General features: G+C 24.3%; 14 protein-coding genes. All 14 read left to right on the top strand.

All coding sequences use genetic code 11. The features are described from left to right. The first annotated feature begins 71 nt into the window (after window positions 1–71). The 14 genes from O212_RS0100075 to O212_RS0100010 all read left to right on the top strand — a co-directional run bounded on the left by O212_RS0100075 (window position 72) and on the right by O212_RS0100010 (window position 17,199). The gene (locus O212_RS0100075) at window positions 72–911 is read left to right on the top strand and encodes a MerR family transcriptional regulator (protein WP_024613136.1); all 840 of its coding nucleotides are present in this window, start codon (window positions 72–74) and stop codon (window positions 909–911) included. Between the two features lie 123 nt (window positions 912–1,034). Then, on the top strand, window positions 1,035–4,289 hold the full coding sequence (locus O212_RS0100070; protein ID WP_024613135.1) for a sensor histidine kinase: 3,255 nt from the start codon (window positions 1,035–1,037) through the stop codon (window positions 4,287–4,289). A gap of 192 nt (window positions 4,290–4,481) precedes the next feature. Next, window positions 4,482–5,849, top strand: coding sequence for an MATE family efflux transporter (locus O212_RS0100065; protein WP_024613134.1), 1,368 nt, complete (start codon window positions 4,482–4,484; stop codon window positions 5,847–5,849). Continuing rightward, on the top strand, window positions 5,842–8,160 hold the full coding sequence (gshAB, locus tag O212_RS0100060) for a bifunctional glutamate--cysteine ligase GshA/glutathione synthetase GshB (protein ID WP_024613133.1): 2,319 nt from the start codon (window positions 5,842–5,844) through the stop codon (window positions 8,158–8,160). Before O212_RS0100065 ends, gshAB begins: the two co-directional genes overlap by 8 nt. A 1-nt stretch (window position 8,161) precedes the next feature. Then, window positions 8,162–8,440, top strand: coding sequence for a winged helix-turn-helix domain-containing protein (locus O212_RS0100055; RefSeq protein WP_024613132.1), 279 nt, complete (start codon window positions 8,162–8,164; stop codon window positions 8,438–8,440). Window position 8,441: 1 nt separating this feature from the next. Further along, entirely contained in the window at window positions 8,442–9,329 is an 888-nt protein-coding gene (locus tag O212_RS0100050) for a PHP domain-containing protein (protein WP_024613131.1), read from the top strand. A gap of 176 nt (window positions 9,330–9,505) precedes the next feature. Next, on the top strand, window positions 9,506–9,661 hold the full coding sequence (locus tag O212_RS0100045; protein WP_024613130.1) for a zinc-ribbon domain-containing protein: 156 nt from the start codon (window positions 9,506–9,508) through the stop codon (window positions 9,659–9,661). A 100-nt stretch (window positions 9,662–9,761) separates the two neighbouring features. Beyond that, window positions 9,762–10,673 carry a tetratricopeptide repeat protein gene (locus tag O212_RS0100040; protein ID WP_242829539.1) on the top strand — a complete coding sequence of 304 codons (912 nt, stop codon included), beginning with the start codon at window positions 9,762–9,764 and terminating at the stop codon, window positions 10,671–10,673. A 194-nt stretch (window positions 10,674–10,867) separates the two neighbouring features. Beyond that, entirely contained in the window at window positions 10,868–11,167 is a 300-nt protein-coding gene (locus O212_RS0100035; RefSeq protein ID WP_024613128.1) for a YbaN family protein, read from the top strand. A 178-nt stretch (window positions 11,168–11,345) separates the two neighbouring features. Next, a complete protein-coding gene (locus O212_RS0100030; protein WP_024613127.1) occupies window positions 11,346–13,109 on the top strand; it encodes an ABC transporter ATP-binding protein/permease in 1,764 nt (587 codons plus the stop codon). Beyond that, window positions 13,110–14,783 (top strand): ABC transporter ATP-binding protein, encoded by a 1,674-nt coding sequence (locus O212_RS0100025; protein WP_024613126.1) that lies wholly within the window; start codon window positions 13,110–13,112, stop codon window positions 14,781–14,783. Between the two features lie 13 nt (window positions 14,784–14,796). Continuing rightward, window positions 14,797–15,189: a YbaN family protein gene (locus tag O212_RS0100020; RefSeq protein WP_024613125.1), complete on the top strand. Its 393-nt coding sequence runs from the start codon at window positions 14,797–14,799 to the stop codon at window positions 15,187–15,189. A gap of 5 nt (window positions 15,190–15,194) precedes the next feature. Further along, window positions 15,195–15,500 carry a nitrous oxide-stimulated promoter family protein gene (locus O212_RS0100015; RefSeq protein WP_024613124.1) on the top strand — a complete coding sequence of 102 codons (306 nt, stop codon included), beginning with the start codon at window positions 15,195–15,197 and terminating at the stop codon, window positions 15,498–15,500. 16 nt (window positions 15,501–15,516) lie between these two features. After that, on the top strand, window positions 15,517–17,199 hold the full coding sequence (locus tag O212_RS0100010; protein ID WP_024613123.1) for an NEAT domain-containing protein: 1,683 nt from the start codon (window positions 15,517–15,519) through the stop codon (window positions 17,197–17,199). The last annotated feature ends 427 nt before the right edge of the window (window positions 17,200–17,626 follow it).

Raw genomic sequence — 17,626 nt, 5'->3', positions numbered from 1 at the left:
TTCGTATTATAATGTGTATATTAACTATACAGTCAATATAATAATAAAAATTATTTTTGAAAGGACTTTTTATGGATTTTAAAAGAGAAAATTATTTAACAATAAGTGAGTTTGGTAAATTGTGTGGAGTAGAAAGAAAAACTTTAATATTTTATGATAAGGAAGGGGTATTTTCACCTATATATAGGGATGAAAAGGGATATAGATATTATAGTATAAAACAATATGATACTTTAAATATAATATTAGATTTAAGAAATGTTGGAGTAAGTTTATCTTTTATAAAAAAATATTTAAATAATAGAAGTCCAAAGCAGTGTATAAGCCTTTTGGAAGAAGAAAATATAAATATAAAAAAACAAATAAAAAGGTTAAATTATATATCAAAGGTTATTGAGAAAAAAATAGAGATAACAAGAGAGGGTATAAAAGAAATAGAAAATAATGATGTATATATAGAAGAGGTAGATGATGAATATTTAGCTTATAAGGAATTAAATGAGGCATTTGATGAGAAAAATTCAAATAAAATTTTTTTAGATTTTATAAATTATTGTTTAGAGAATGACATAAATTATGGATATTCAATAGGGGCTATTATAAATATAGAAAATATAAAAAATGAAAAATTTTCAAGTTTAAATAAATTATTTGTTAGAGTTAGTGAAAAAAAAGCTAAAAGTTTAGAAGATTATATTTTAAAGTCTAAAGGTATATATGCATCTATAAATCATAAAGGAAATTATAAAGATACATATAAATCATATAACATTCTCTTAAAATACTTAAATAAAAATGGATATGAAATTTTGGGCGATTCATATGAATATGGACTCCTAGATTATTTATCATCCAAAGATGAAGATGGATATTTAACTAGAATTTCAATAAAAGTAAAGAGAAAAGTATAAATATGTTTTTTTTTAGTACAAATTTTTATTAATAATTAGTTAATAAAGTTTACTAATTGACAATAAAAGCTTACTATGTGAAAATAAATGTATAATTGGATAAAATTTGTCGAATGATGGGGGATGAATGATATAAAGAGGGGTAAGTTTATAATAAAGATATTATGTGTATTTATAATGATAAATACTTTTTTTTCTATTGGGGCAAATGCAGTTGAAGAAAATAAATATTTAAAGTTTACTAATATAACAGTAAAAGATGGATTATCGCAAGGGTCAGTTTTTGCCATTTTAAGAGATAGTGACGGATATATGTGGTTTGGAACAAATGATGGGTTAAATAGGTTTAATGGATATGAGTATGAGGTTATAAAATCTGAAGATAAGGATAACAATACTATATTTCCAGGTATAATTGGTTCTATAGTTGAAGATAAGTATGGCTATCTTTGGATAGGAACAAGTTCTGGATTAAGTAAGTTAGATAGGAATACATTAAAAGCAGAAAGAATTGGAGCAGATAAAAATGATCCATATAAAACTTCAGGAAATCATATTTGGGACATTTATATTGATAGTTCTGGAACTATGTGGGTTGGAACTGAAAATGGTCTTAATGAATATAATCCTAAAGATAAGAAATTTAAGAAATATTTTAGTGAAAAGGATAATGAAAATACACTATCAGATAATTTTGTTACATCTATAATGGAAGGTTCAAATGGCGACATATGGATAGCTACTTCAAAAGGTTTAAATATATTAAATAAAAATACTGGTAAAATTACTAGGGTTTTAGATAATAAACTTCCAAGCAAAAATATATTAAAACTTTACAGAGATATGAATAATAACATGTGGATTACAACTCAGGATAAAGGTGTATACAAATATAATCTTAAGACTAAAGAATTTGATAACTTAGATGAAATAAATAAAAAATATGCATTTGAAAAATATGCTATAAACAGTATGTATGAAGACTTTAATAATAATATGTGGCTTGGTAGCAAAGGTGGTTTAATAAAATATAATATTAAAGATAAATGTGTTAATTTTTACATGAATAAACCATATGATCCAGAAAGCTTAGTAAATAATAGTGTTCAAAGTGTTTATAGAGATAGTGACGGACTTATGTGGATTGGAACATATAATGGAATTAGTATGTTAAATCCTAATCCAGAATTTACTCATTATAAAAGTCAACCAGGCGAAAAAAATACACTAAGTGGTAATAGTATAGGTGGAATTTATGAAGATGAAGATGGTATCTTATGGATAGGAACTAGTAATGATGGATTAAATAAATTTGATAGGAAAAATGATAAAATAACCCATTATAAATTTGATAGAAATAACCCTAATAGTATACCAAGTAATACAATATTTCAAGTTACAGGTGATAATAAGGGAAATATATGGATAGCAACTAAAGAAGGATTAAGTAAGCTTAATAAAAAAACAGGTGAAATAAAAACATATAGACATGAATCAGGAAAGAATTCTTTAGTTTATAATGATGTTAAAGAAGTTTATTTTGATAAAAATGGATTGCTTTGGATTGGAACTCGTCAAGGATTAGATGTTTTTGACCCTAAAACAGAAAAATTTACAAATTTAAATTATTTATTTGATAAAGCTGGAGTATGTGAAAATTATGTTAGAAGAATATTTCAAGATTCTAAGGGGAATTATTGGATAGCAACTGGATGGAATGGAGGAATATTAAAATTAGATGTAGAAAAAAAGAAAGCTATAAACTATACATCTATAGAGAATAATCCAAATTCTTTAAGTAATAATGCTATAAAAGGTATAAATGAAGATAAAGAAGGAAATATATGGTTTTCTACATCGGTTGGATTAAATAAATTTAATCCAGAAACAGGAGAATTTGTAGTATTTACAGAAAAAGATGGACTTGCAAATAATTATGTATATGGTGTACTTATAGATGATAATGATAATATTTGGGTAAGTACAAATGGTGGAATTTCAAAATATGATAAATTAAAAAAAAGATTTGAAAACTATAATGTACTTGATGGACTTCAAGGAAACGAATTTAATGGAACTGCAGAGTTTAAGAGCAAAGATGGTGAAATATTTTTTGGTGGAGTAAATGGTGTTACTGCATTTTATCCAAGGGACATATATACAAAGCCACTTTCAAACCCAAATATAAAAATAAGTAAATTTAAAGTGTATAATAATAAAGATATAAATCTTAAAGGAGATTCTATAGAATTAAAGCATAATGAAAATGCATTCTCTTTTGAATTTTTTCTACCAGATTATAAAAGCATGGGATCTGGAAATTTCGAATATAAACTTGAAGGTTTTGATAAAGATTGGATATATTTAGGCAAGAGAAATTACGTAAGTTATACTAATATACCACCAGGAAAGTATACATTTAAGGTAAGAGCTAGAGATAAAAATGGTGAAGTAACTGATGTTAAACAAGTTAAGATAAAAATAAATAAGCCTTGGTATAATTCAACATTTGCTTATTTAGTTTATTTGTTTTTAATACTACTTATAATATATTTCATAGTTAATTATGTAAAAATATTAAACAGTTTAGTTAAGCAAAGAACGGAAGAATTAAATAAAGAACTTTTAGAAAATGAAAAAATGTATAATAAATTATTAAAATATGAGAAGTTTAGAAATACGTATTTAGTAAATCTTTCTCATGAACTTAGAACCCCTCTTAATGTAATATTATCAAGTGAACAACTGATTAGTTCATTAAATAATACTGAGAATGGAATTAATAGAAAAGATTTATCTAAATATATGAAAATAATAAAGAAAAATTCCAATACTCTTTTAAAAGTTATAAATGATTTAATAGATAGTTCCAAAATAAGTTCAGGGGCATATAAGCTTAATATAGGAGAAGAAGATATTGTTTATTTAGTGGAAGAAGTTGCATTATCTATGAAAAGTTATATTGAAAGTAATGGCTTAGAACTTATAGTAGATCCAGAAATAGAAGAAAAAATTATAGAATGTGATAAAACTAATATAGAAAGATGTGTAATTAACTTAATTTCTAATGCTGTTAAATTCACAAATGCTGGAGGAACTATATTTGTTGGAATAGAAGATAATGGAGATACTATAAATATAATAGTGAAAGATACTGGAATTGGAATTCCAAAAGATCATCAAGATATTATATTTGATAGATTTGCACAAGTTGAAACACAAGTTTCAAGTAAGCATTGTAGTAGTGGAATAGGATTAACTTTAGTTAAAAATCTTGTTGAACTTCATAAAGGGAAAATAACATTAAAAAGTGAAGTTGGAAAAGGTAGCGAATTTATAATAACTCTTCCAGTAAAGCAAGATAAAAGTGAAGAATAAAACTTTTTAAAAGCCTGATGTATATTAGGCTTTTTATTTATACATTAAAAGATAGAAAAATAATTGAGTAGATTTTTTAATAGTTTGTTAATGTATAATTAAATAATGGATGATAAAATTAAAATAAATAAATTTAAATTACTATTTACTATATAACTATATTCCTATATAGTTATATAGTGAGGTGATAAGATGAAAAAAATAGACTTAACTGAGGGAGATATTACAAAATCACTTATAACATTATCACTACCAATAATAGCAACTAATTTTATACAAACTGCTTACGGTATGATAGATATGCTTTGGATTGGGAGAGTTGGAAGCGATGCAGTTGCAGCAATTGGTACAGCTAGTTTTTTTATAAATCTTGCAATGGCAATTTTTACAGTTGTATCTATAGGAACAGGGGTTAAAATATCTCATGCAATAGGGCGAGGAAGAGAAAAAGAAAGTAAGATATACATACAAAATGGTATAATACTTACAATAATTATAAGTTTGATATATACAATTTTTCTTTTAGTATTTAAAAAACAATTAATAGGTTTTTATAATTTAGGAAGCGATGTAGATATTATGGCTCAAAAATATCTTTTAATATCTGCAATAGGAATTATATTTATGTTTTTTAATACACTATTAACATCTATACTTAATAGTTATGGAGATAGTAAATTGCCATTTAAAGCAAATACAATTGGATTTGTTTTTAATATAATATTAGATCCAATTCTTATATTTGGTATTGGAATAATAAGTCCTTTAGGTGTAGTTGGAGCTGCACTTTCAACTCTTATTTCAAGAATAGCTGTATTTTTTATGTTTATTAAAATGGCGAAAGGAAAATTGAATATATATTCAAAAGAATTTAAATTTAATAGAGATAAATGTTTGGAAGTATTTAAGCTTGGGTTACCAATAACTATGCAAAGAGTTATATTTACATTAATATCTATGTCCATTGCAAAGTTGGTTGCAGATTATGGAGCTACTGCTATAGCAGTTCAAAAAGTTGGAGTTCAGATTGAATCTATATCGTATATGACGATTGGAGGTCTTCAAGGTGCGATTGCTGCCTTTGTAGGTCAGAATTATGGAGCAATGAAAAAGGAAAGAATAAAAGAAGGTTATTATAGAGCTTTAAGGTTAACTATAATATTTGGACTTACAATAACATTAATATTTATAGTATTTTCAAAACAGATATTTGGAATATTTTTATCTGATAGTGAAAGTTTAATTATGGGAAGTACTTATATGAAAATACTAGGTTTATCCCAAGTATTTATGTGTATAGAATTATTAACTGTTGGAGCCTTTAATGGTATAGGAAAAACTTATGCACCTCCAATTATTAGTGTTGTATTTACAGCACTTAGAATACCAATGGCAATAGCTTTATCTAGTATAACAATTTTGGGTATTAATGGTATATGGATGAGTATAAGTATTAGTAGTCTTTTTAAGGGTGCAATATTACTTAGTTGGTTTTTAATAGATATGAATAAATTAAAGTTTAATAATATTATTAAAAAGGAGATAAAGAGAAATGTATGATGAATTATTAGAAATAATTAAAAAAAATAATTTAAATAGAAAATTACTACAAAGTGGATTTGGACTTGAAAAAGAAAATTTAAGAGTAGAGAAAGATGGAAATCTTGCTTTAACTAAGCATACAAATATATTTAATGAAGATAATCCATATATAAAAAGAGATTTTTCAGAAAGCCAAGTTGAAATGATAACACCTGTATGTAAATCAATAGATGAAGTTTATGATTTTATGGAAAATCTTCATAATATAGTTTCAACTAGTTTAAAAGGAGAATATTTATGGCCACAAAGTAATCCACCTATAATACCTAAAGATAACAAGATACCAGTTGCAGATTTAAAAAATAAAGATGAAGTAAAATATAGAGAAGGACTTCTTAAAAAATATGGAGCTAAAAGACAGTTAGTAAGTGGAGTTCATTTTAATTTTTCATTTAATGAAGAGCTTTTAAAAGAACTTTATGATATTAAAAATATAAAGGAAAGTTATAAAGATTTTAAAAATAATATATATTTTAAAATTGGTAGAAATTTAATAAAATACAAGTGGTTTTTAATATATTTAACAGGAGCAAGTCCAGTTTTTCATAAAAGTTATAAAGGAACTTGTAAAAGAAGAAGCGAAACATTAGGAAAAGATGAGCATTATTTTAAAGGAGTTAACTCTCTTAGAAATAGCGAATGCGGATATAAAAATGTAGAAGATTATTATGTGTCTTATAATAATATTTATGAATATGTTGAAGATATAAAAAGACTTATAGAAGATAAATGTATACAAGGGGCAAGAGAATATTATAGTCCTATTAGATTTAAAACAAAAGAAACAGGAGATATGTTAGAAAATTTATTAGAACATGGTGTTAAATATATAGAAATAAGACTTCTTGATTTAGACCCATTAAGCCCAATTGGTGTAAGTAAAGATACATTAAATATAATTTTCTTATTTTTATTATTTACATTATTTACAGAAGATGAAAAGTATACAACTAGACTTCATGATGAATATGTAGCAAATGATAATAGAGGTATAGAGACAAAAGAATTTAATATGATAAAGATGGCTGGAAAAGAAGTTTCATTGAGACAAGAAGGCCTTAAAGTTTTAGATGAAATAGAAGAGATATGTAATGTTTTATTTAGCGACAATGAAGAGTTAAAGGAAGTAGTTAGAGTTGCAAGGAGCAGGTTTACACATTATAAAGAAACTATATCTGCAAGACTTATAAAAAACATAAAGAAAAACGGATATATAAATTATTTTATGGATTTAAGCAAGGAATATTTAAAATATAGTGAAAAAAATGTATTTAAGCTAAAAGGTTATGAAGATTTAGAACTTTCAACACAAATATTAATTATTGATGCAATAAAAAATGGTATACAATTTGATGTGTTAGATAGGTTAGATAATTTTATATCACTTAAAAAAGGCAATCATATAGAGTATGTAAAACAAGCAACTAAAACATCAAAAGATACTTATATAACAGCTTTAATTATGGAAAATAAATTAGTTACAAAAAAAGTTTTAGAAGAACATAAAATAAGAGTCCCAAAAGGTGGATATTACGATAATATAGAAGATGCATTAGATGACTTTTATAAGTATAAAAATAAACAAATAGTTGTAAAACCAAAATCAACAAATTTCGGAATAGGAATTACTATTTTTAAAGCTAATTTTACAGAAGATGAATATAAAAGAGCTTGTGAAATTGGATTTGAAAATGATAATGAAATATTAATAGAAGAGTTTATAAAAGGAAAAGAATATAGATTTTTAGTAATTGATGATGAAGTTGTAGGAATACTTCATAGAGTACCTGCAAATGTAATTGGAAATGGAATAAATACAATTAGAGAACTTGTAATAGAAAAAAATAAAGATCCACTTAGAGGAAAAGGATATAAAACTCCACTTGAAAAAATATCTTTAGGAGAGGCTGAAAAGATGTTTTTAAAAGATCAAAATAAGGATTTTAATTATATTCCTAAAAAAGATGAAATAGTATATTTAAGAGAAAATTCAAATATAAGTACTGGTGGAGATAGTATAGATTTTACAGATGATATAGATTCTAGTTATAAAGAAATTGCAATTTTGGCTGCAAAAAGTGTAAATGCTAAAATAACTGGTGTAGATATGATGATAAATAATATAAAGGAAAAAGCTTGTGAAGAAAATTACGGAATAATAGAAATAAACTTTAATCCAGCTATACATATTCACAGTTATCCTTATAAAGGAATAAATAGAAAAGTTGCTGGAAAAGTATTAAAGTTACTTTTTAAGGAGAGTAATTAAAATGGAAGAGAAAACAAGTGAAGTTTTAAAAGCTCTCTCTCATCCTGTTAGAATAAAAATAGTAAAACAATTATATGACGGACCTATTTGTGTCTGTCATATAAATAGTAATATTGAATATTCTCAAGCAAATGTATCGAAGCATTTAAAGATTCTTAAGTCAGCAAAAATAGTTGAATCAACAAAGGAAGGAATGTTTAGATATTATAAACTTACAAATGAAAAAATAAAAGATTTAATAAAATTAGCAGAAGATATAGTACTAGAAGGAGAAAATTAGGATGAAAATAACAAATCCTTATGGATATAAAGGTGAGTATTTAAAAGGAAACTTACATACTCATACTAAAAATAGCCCATGTGGACATTATGATGTAAAGAGGATAATAGAACTTTATAAATCATATAAGATGGAATATGATTTTTTAGCTATTACAGATCATTATTTTTTAACAGATTTAAATGAATTTAATAATGATGAGATAATTATGATACAAGGTGTTGAATATAAAAGAAAAGAGCATCAAACATTAGGTATAAATATTGAAGAATATGATGATGATTTAGATGACGATAATAATCATCAAGAGTTGTTTAATAAAGTAAATAATCAAGGTGGGATAAACATTATTTGCCATCCTCATGTTGTATCAGATGATTATTGGACTTTGGATAGACTGTTAAAATTAGATAATTATTTAGGTATAGAAGTTTTTAATAATAATGTAAGGATGGATTGCAAGGGTAGAGCAATTGCATCTGATTTATGGGATGAGTTATTGAGTAGAGAGAAGGTTATTTTTGGATTTGCAAATGATGATATGCATATTTTTTCAAGAATTGGAGGGGCTTATAATATGGTTCTTTCAGAAAAAAAAGATAAGAACAGCATAATAAATGCACTAAAAAGAGGTAGTTTTTATGCTAGTTTTGGAATGACATTAAAAGATATAAAGTTAGAAAATAACAGAATATCATTAAAAAATGGTGATAGTAGAGTTCCGTACATACATTTTAAATTTATAGGTAAATATGGTAAAATATTAAAAGAATCAAAAGGAAATGAGGCCTTTTATGATATTAAAGGTGATGAGGGTTATGTAAGAGTTGAAACTTATAGAGAAGATGGGGCAAAAGCATGGCTTCAGCCATTTATAATAAACAATTAAAATTTAGAATATTTTGAAAATTCACTTGAAATAATTAATAAGCGGTGATATACTAATTTTGTAAATTAAATCAAATAAAGGTCAAAGTAGTTAATTATTTTCTGTTTTTCTTGGTTACTCCAAAGTTCAGAAAGTTTAATTATTTGGATGCTTTATATATTTTGGAGGAATGAAAAATGGAAGATAAGACTATCGTATGTAAAGATTGTGGAAAAGAATTCGTTTTCACAGTTGGAGAACAAGAATTCTACAAAGAAAAAGGATTTGATAACGAACCAGTTAGATGTCCTGAATGTAGAAAAGCTAGAAAGCAAAGATTCAATAAAAGATAATATTGAACATTTATAGCCATAGAACAATTTTGTTCTATGGTTTTTTTAAATTCTTTTGCTATAATTATTTTAGACAATGATTAAAGAAAGGACAATAGATATGAATTATTTATTTGATAATCATATAAATGTAGCTAGAAATTTTAAGGAAGAAGGAAATAAATTAAAAGCACTTCAATTTTATAAAAAAGCATATAATTTATTAGATGAAAAAAATGATATTGAGCTACTTTTAGATATGGCACTTTTATATCATGAATTAGAACAATTAGATTTAGCAGAGGAAAAATATAGAGAAGTAATACATATAGATAGTGAAGAACCACGTGCATATTATGGACTTGGTACATTATATGATGAAGATGGATTTTTTGAAGATGCAAAGAAATATTATTACAAAGCTATAGAATTAAATAAGTCATATGATAAAGCATATTTTTTTCTTGCAAATATATATGATGAAGAAGGCAATAAAGAAGAAGCAATAAAATTATACAAAAAGGTTTTGGAAATAAATGAAAATGATTTGTGGGCCAATGCTAATTTAGCCTGTATAATGGAAGAATTAGATAGATTAGATGAAAGTGAAAATTATAATAAAAAAGCTTTATCAATAAATTCTAAGCAATATAGAATATTGTTTAATATGGGTGTAGTTCAAAAAAGGTTAGGAAATATTGAAGAGGCAGAAAAGTATTATAGAAAATCTATAGAAAATAATGAAAAGTATCCTTATAGTTATTTAAACTTAGGAGTGTTATATAGAGAAAAAGGTAACTATAAAAAAGCAATAGAAATAATAACAGAAGGTATAAAAAATAATGAATATGAAGGATTTCTTTATTATAATAGAGCTTGTTTTTATGCCTTAATTGGAGAAAAAGAAAAAGCTTTAGAAGGGGTTATTAAGTCAATAGAATTAAATGATTTTTTTATTGATTATATGAAAGAAGATAAAGAATTAGACTGTATAAGAAGTTTAAAAAAATATAAAGAACTTTTTAGAGAATAATTAGATAAAACATGTAAGTATATAAATATTTACATGTTTTAATTTTTAATAAAATGTAGTATATTAGAAAAAATATAATCTTGAATTAACATATTTTTAATAAGGTGTAAAATATAAATTATAATATATAAATATAAAAAAATTTGATGTAAACTTATAAAGAAGTTAAATAGTTTAAAGTAAGGTGACTTAAAATGGGAGAAGCAAAGAGAGCATTATATATTTTTTTAGGGATTATATGCATGATTCTAGCACTGATTGGTGGAATATTACCTATAATGCCAGGGGCTATATTTTTAGTTCTTGCAGGAGTATGTTTTGCCAGAGGTTCTAAAAAATTTAATAAGTGGCTTGTAAATAGAAAGTTTTATAAAAAATATTTACAAAAACATATGGGAAAATATATAGAAAAAGATTTAGAGAAAGATATGAAAAAATATAATAAATCTTTAAAAAAGAAAAAAAGGATAAGATCAAAAAAAGGTTTTGTTTAAAATAAAAATAAATTATATAAGAGAAGGAGCTTTATTTATAAAGTTCCTTTTTTATTTGTAGATAAAAATATAAAGTATTATATAAAAACAAAAAATAACTTTTTTATTATAAGATATTGATAATCGATATCAATTATGATAAAATATCATCGAAATAATTAGAAAGGGGATTTTTAATATGATGATTAATAAAAGATTAATTAATCTTTGTAGTGAATCAAAAAAGTACATAAAACTCACTGTGCTTTCAAGTCTAATAACGACTATATGTAATTTAATTATGGTACTTTTAATAGGTAAAATTATAAATAAAGCATTTTATACTGAAAATTTATTACATAATTTTAAAGCGTTCATAAAGGGAGATATAATAATTTATTTATTAGTTTTTGTGGGATTATTAATAATAAGGTTTTTAGCTAATATTATGTATGGATATTTTTCTAATAAATCTTCAGATATTGTAAAGATAAAACTTAGAGATGAAATATATAATAAACTCTTAAAATTAGGACTAAATTATAATAAAAAATTATCCACATCTTCAATAGTTCAAAGTGCAATAGAGGGAGTTGAGGCTTTAGAAATATATTTTGGTAAATATTTACCTCAGTTATTTTATTCACTTTTAGCGCCTATAACATTATTTTTTGTAATTTCATTTATTTCATTTAAATCTGCAATAATATTTATATTATGTGTTCCATTAATACCAATATCCATCATTGCAATAATGAAATTTGCAAAAAAACTTCTTAAAAATTATTGGAATAACTATTCTAATCTTGGTGAAACATTCTTAGAAAATCTTCAGGGATTAACAACGTTAAAAGTATTTAATATTGATGAAAAAAAACATAAAAAAATGAATGATGAGGCAGAAAACTTTAGAAAAATAACAATGAAAGTATTAAGTATGCAACTTAATTCAATAACAGTTATGGATCTTATAGCTTTTGGAGGAGCAGCTCTTGGGTCAATTGTTGCACTTTATTCCTTTAAAAATGGAAATATAAATTTAGGTGAAACTGTAGTTATAATTTTAATTTCATCAGAATTTTTTATTCCATTAAGGCTTTTAGGATCATTTTTCCATGTTGCTATGAATGGTGTAGCTGCATCAGATAAAATATTTGAATTATTAGATAGTGAAGAAAGAGTTAGAAATACAAATTGTAAATTAGATTTATTAGAAGAAGTTGATATTAATATTAATAATGTAACATTTTCTTATGATGGAAAGAGAGATGTTATTAAAAATGTATCAATGAAAATAAAAAATAATAGTTTTACAGCAATAGTTGGTAAAAGCGGAAGTGGAAAAAGTACAATTGCTAACCTTTTAATGAATGCTTATGTAGTAAATAAAGGTGAAATTCTTTTTAATAATAAAAATATAAATAATATATCATTAAATGATTTATATGACAAAATAATGCTTGTAAGTACTAACAGTTATATATTTAATGGAACTATTTTAGATAATTTAAAAATCGGAAAAGAAGATTTAAGTAATAATGATATTCAATATGCTTTGAAAATAGCTAATCTTAAATCTTTTATTGATACTTTAAAAGATGGATTAAATACTAAAGTTGGAGAAGGAGGATCACTTTTATCTGGTGGTCAAAAACAAAGATTAGCTTTAGCAAGAGCAGTAATTGCAAATAGAGATATTTATATATTTGATGAAGCAACATCAAATATTGACGTAGAATCAGAAGAAATAATATGGAAAGCTATAAATGAGTTAGCTAAAGAAAAAACAGTAATTGTAATTTCACATAGATTAGCAAATGTAAAAAATGCTGATAAAATATATCTTCTAGAAAATGGTGAAATATTAGAATACGGAACCCATATGGAACTTTTAAATAATAAAGAAAGATATTTTAAAATGATAAAAGAACAGGAATTATTAGAAAGGAAAATGGTAGTTTAAATGGAGAGAAAATCAGGATTTTTAATTATGAAAAGATTAATTTTAGAACTTAAACCATTAATTCCTTATATGTGTATAACAATAACTATGGGAGTTTTAGGTTTTTTAGCTGCTATATCAATAGCTTCTTTTAGTGCAGTAGCTATATTATTAGTAATTGATTCTGGATTTAAAATATCATTTATTACAGCAATTATGATAATAGCTTTATGTGCTATTTTAAGAGGACCTTTAAGATATATAGAGCAGCTTTCAGGACATTATATTGCATTTAAGATATTAGTTATATTAAGAGATAAAGTTTTTACTGTACTTAGAAAACTTGCACCAGCAAAGTTAGAAGGAAAAGAAAAAGGAAATTTAATATCATTAATTACATCAGATATTGAACTTTTAGAAGTATTTTATGCACATACAATTGCACCAATCTCAATAGCAATAATTACAAATTTAATTATAACAATAGTTCTTTATAGTATAAATCCATATTATGGAATATTATCATGTTCACTTTACATTATAATAGGACTTTTAATTCCTTATTTTACATCAAAAATTGGGAAAAAGGCAGGAATGGAATATAGAAATAAATTTGGAGAAACAAATTCTTATCTTTTAGATTCTTTAAGAGGGCTTAAAGAAGTTTTAATTTTTAAAAATGGAGAAAAAAGAAAAGAAACTATTCATAGACTTTCAGAAGAATTAAATAGTAAGCAAAATAAAATAAAGTTTCATGAAGGTGTAATAAGAGCGACAACAGATTTTACAATAATGATTGGAATGATAGGGTTTACAATATTAGGCTTATATCTTTATTCATATGGAAAAGTTAATTTTGGAGAAATGATTTTGGCAATAGTAATATTATCATCATCTTTTGGACCAGTAGTTGCTTTAAGTAATTTATCTAATAATTTACTTCAGACATTTGCATCAGCAGAAAGATTATTTAATCTTTTAGATGAAAAACCAGAAGTTATAGAGAATCCAGGGGATAGAATTTTAAATAATACAGATATAAAATACGATGATGTTACTTTCTCTTATAAAGATAGAGAAGATATATTAAAAAATATAAATATACATATTAAAAAGGGAGAAAGTCTAGCTATAGTTGGAGAAAGTGGTAGTGGGAAAAGTACTTTTGTAAAGTTACTTATGAGATTTTTTGATACAAGGTCTGGAAAAATAACATTTGGAGATGAGAATTTAAAATCATTAGAAACAAAGGCGCTTAGAGATAATCAAGTTTTAATGAGTCAAGAAACATATCTTTTCAATGAAACTATTTTAGATAATATAAAAATAGGAAATGAAAATGCAACTAAAGAAGAAGTTGAGGAAGCTTCAAGAAAGGCAGCTATACATGAATTTATAGTTAGTCTTCCAAAAGGGTATAAAACAAAGGTTGGTGAACTTGGAGGATATCTTTCATCTGGAGAAAAGCAAAGGATTGGACTTGCTAGAGCATTTTTAAGTAAAGGAAATACATTAATATTAGATGAGCCAACAAGTAATTTAGATACTTTAAATGAAGGGGAAATATTAAAATCAATTAAAGAAAATAAAAATAATAAAACTATAATACTTATAACTCATAGAAAATCAACTGCATCTATATGTAATAAAACATTTAGATTAAAAAACAAAAAGTTAGTAAAAGAAATAGTATAGGAGGAAGTTTGGAATGAATAAATTTAAAAGAGCAATTTATATTACTATTGGTTTTTTATCTTTTGGATTAGGAACAATAGGAGTAATTTTACCAATTTTACCAACGACACCATTTTTATTACTTGCATCTTTTTGTTTTGTAAGAGGCTCTGAAAAATTTGATAGATGGTTTAAAGGAACTAAAATTTATAAAAAATATTTAGAAAGCTTTGCCCAAAATAGATCCATGACAATGAAACAAAAAATTACTATATTATTATTTGCTGATTTAATGATGTTATTTCCACTAATAATATTAGATTCTCTTATAGCAAAGGCATTTATAGTATTAGTTATGATAAGTAAATATTGGTATTTTATGTTTAGAATTAAAACTATAAAAGAAGAAGATCTTCAAAGGGGTTAATATAAATGTCAAAGCAGGGAAGGGTTTATAAGGAAAAGAAAATAGTAAAGTTTATGATTGAAATTTATTGTAATAAAAAGCATGGTAAAAATAATAGTGAGTTATGTGAAGAATGTAAAGAACTTTTAGATTATGCTCATAAGAGACTTACTTATTGCAAATTTGGAGATAATAAAAAATCTTGTAGTAAGTGTCCTATTCATTGTTATAAAAAAGATATGAAAGAAAAGATAAAAGAGGTAATGAGATTTTCAGGACCAAGGCTTGTTATATACAAACCGTATGAATTTATAAGACATATATTTAAATAAGTGGGGGATTTTAAAAATGAATAATAAAGTTATATCATTAATTATTGCAGGTTGTTTAGTTTTTTCTATATCTGTACCTGCAAGTGCAAATAATTTAAATGAAATAATAAATGGTAGTGGGATTAATAAAGAAGATAAATTAAAAGATGGAGTTTATAAAATAGAAAATGACGCATTTCATATTAATGAAGACAAAGACTCTATGGCTAGAAAATTTTTAGAAAAAGATTCTTCTTTAAGAGTTTTAGGTGGAGAGATATTTGTAATAGCAACATTTACAAATAAGAGTATGATGAAAGATGTTAAGGTAAATGTTAATGATGAAAATGCAGAATTAAAAATACTAGATGAGACTAAAGATAAAATTACCTATGAGTTTAAAATTAATTCTATAAAAGATAAAATTATTATAAGTTCAACTCCTTTTACTGGAATGAATGTTAGTTTTAGATTTTTGCTTAAAGAAGACACTTTAAAGATTGAAGAAGATTATGAAAATAATTCAGATCAAGAAAAGCCGGGTGAAAGTGATAAACCAGGTGAAAGTGAAAAGCCAGATAATAATGGACAAGAAAATAATAAACCTAATACAGATAATAATAAACCAGAGAGTGGAGAAAATAATATAAATAAACCTAATAATAATGGTGGTAATTCATCAATTGAAAAAGATGAAACTATAAATAAAGAACTTTATAAAATGCAAAACCAAATAATTACTGATAGTGAAATAGGATATGCAGCAGCAAGAGGCGTTATAGCAAAAACAAATTATATGGAAGTTAAAAATGGAAATAAATATATAACTATGAGCATTTCAGGAACTAATTTAATGTCAAATATAAGAGTTTTACTAAATGGTAAGAATATTAATTATACTATTCTAAAAAATGATACTTCTAATAATCTAATGGATATACAATTTAAAATTGGTAGTTTAAATGATAGCGTAAAGTTTAAAATGCATATAGAGGCTTTAGGAGAAGACATAGAATTTGGAGTAAAATTTTTGCAAAGTACAATGACACAAATAGGATTTTTACCAGAATCAAAGCCAAATACAAATTTGAATATTCCAAATATAGATAATATTTTAGAAGGTTCTAAAGAGGAAAATAATACTTCTTCTAAAAATGAAAGTGAGAAGGATAAAAATAATAAAGAAAAAATGAAAACTTTAGCTAAAGAAAGTTATAAGGAATATACAATAAAAAATGAAATTATAAGTGATAGTTCTGTTGGAAAAAATATGGCTAGAAAATATTTAAATGAAACTTCTTTTATACAAGAAGTAGATGGAATAAAATATATAACATTAAGATTTTCAGGAATGGATCTTATGAATGATATAAAAATAAAGATTAATGGAAAAGATGTTGAGCTCGAACTTGTAGATGAAGATAAAGATAAAAATATAAAAGCTTATAGATTTAAAATAAGTAGCATTGAAGATGAAATAAAAGTTTATGCCCACATAATACCTATGAATATGGATATTGATTTCGGTGTAAAACTTTTAGAGGATACTATGAAGTTAGTAAATGAGTATAAACCAGAAGATATTACTATAAATGGAGATGATTTAAAGAGGACATTAGCTACAACATTTGGAGGCGGAATGTTTTTACTTGGAGTTTCAACAAGTGCAGTAGGAAGTAAATTAATAAAAATTAGAAGAAAAAAACAGAATGAAAAATAAGTAATTAAAAAATAAAAGCTTTATATATAAATAAAAAGAAACTATAGTAATTAGTTTCTTTTTATTTTATGAAAAATTTAATCAAACTAACAATAAATTATGAACATTTGTTTATTATTGCTATAAAGTGCAATATAAATAAAAAATATAAATAAATATTCATTATCAAAATAATAAAAAGTTATAATATAGTATAAATACAGCATAAATAGTAGTTTTGTAAATGTTATCAATATGATAAGTTTATTATCATATTGATAAATTTTTATATGTTCAATGAATAAAAATACAAAAATAATTAATAAATGCGTTTTTAAATGTATAATTATTCAAAAAAATAACAAAAATTAAAAGGAATAATGGCATATTATTTGCTTGAATAATTAATGAATAAAATATTTTTACAGAAATAAGGGGGAGAAATTAT

The sequence above is a fragment of the Clostridium sp. Ade.TY genome (assembly GCF_000498355.1).
In the GTDB taxonomy this organism is placed as follows: Bacteria; Bacillota; Clostridia; order Clostridiales; family Clostridiaceae; genus Clostridium.
Note: the sequence above shows the minus strand (reverse complement) of the source record. Positions and strands in the feature narration are given on the sequence as shown.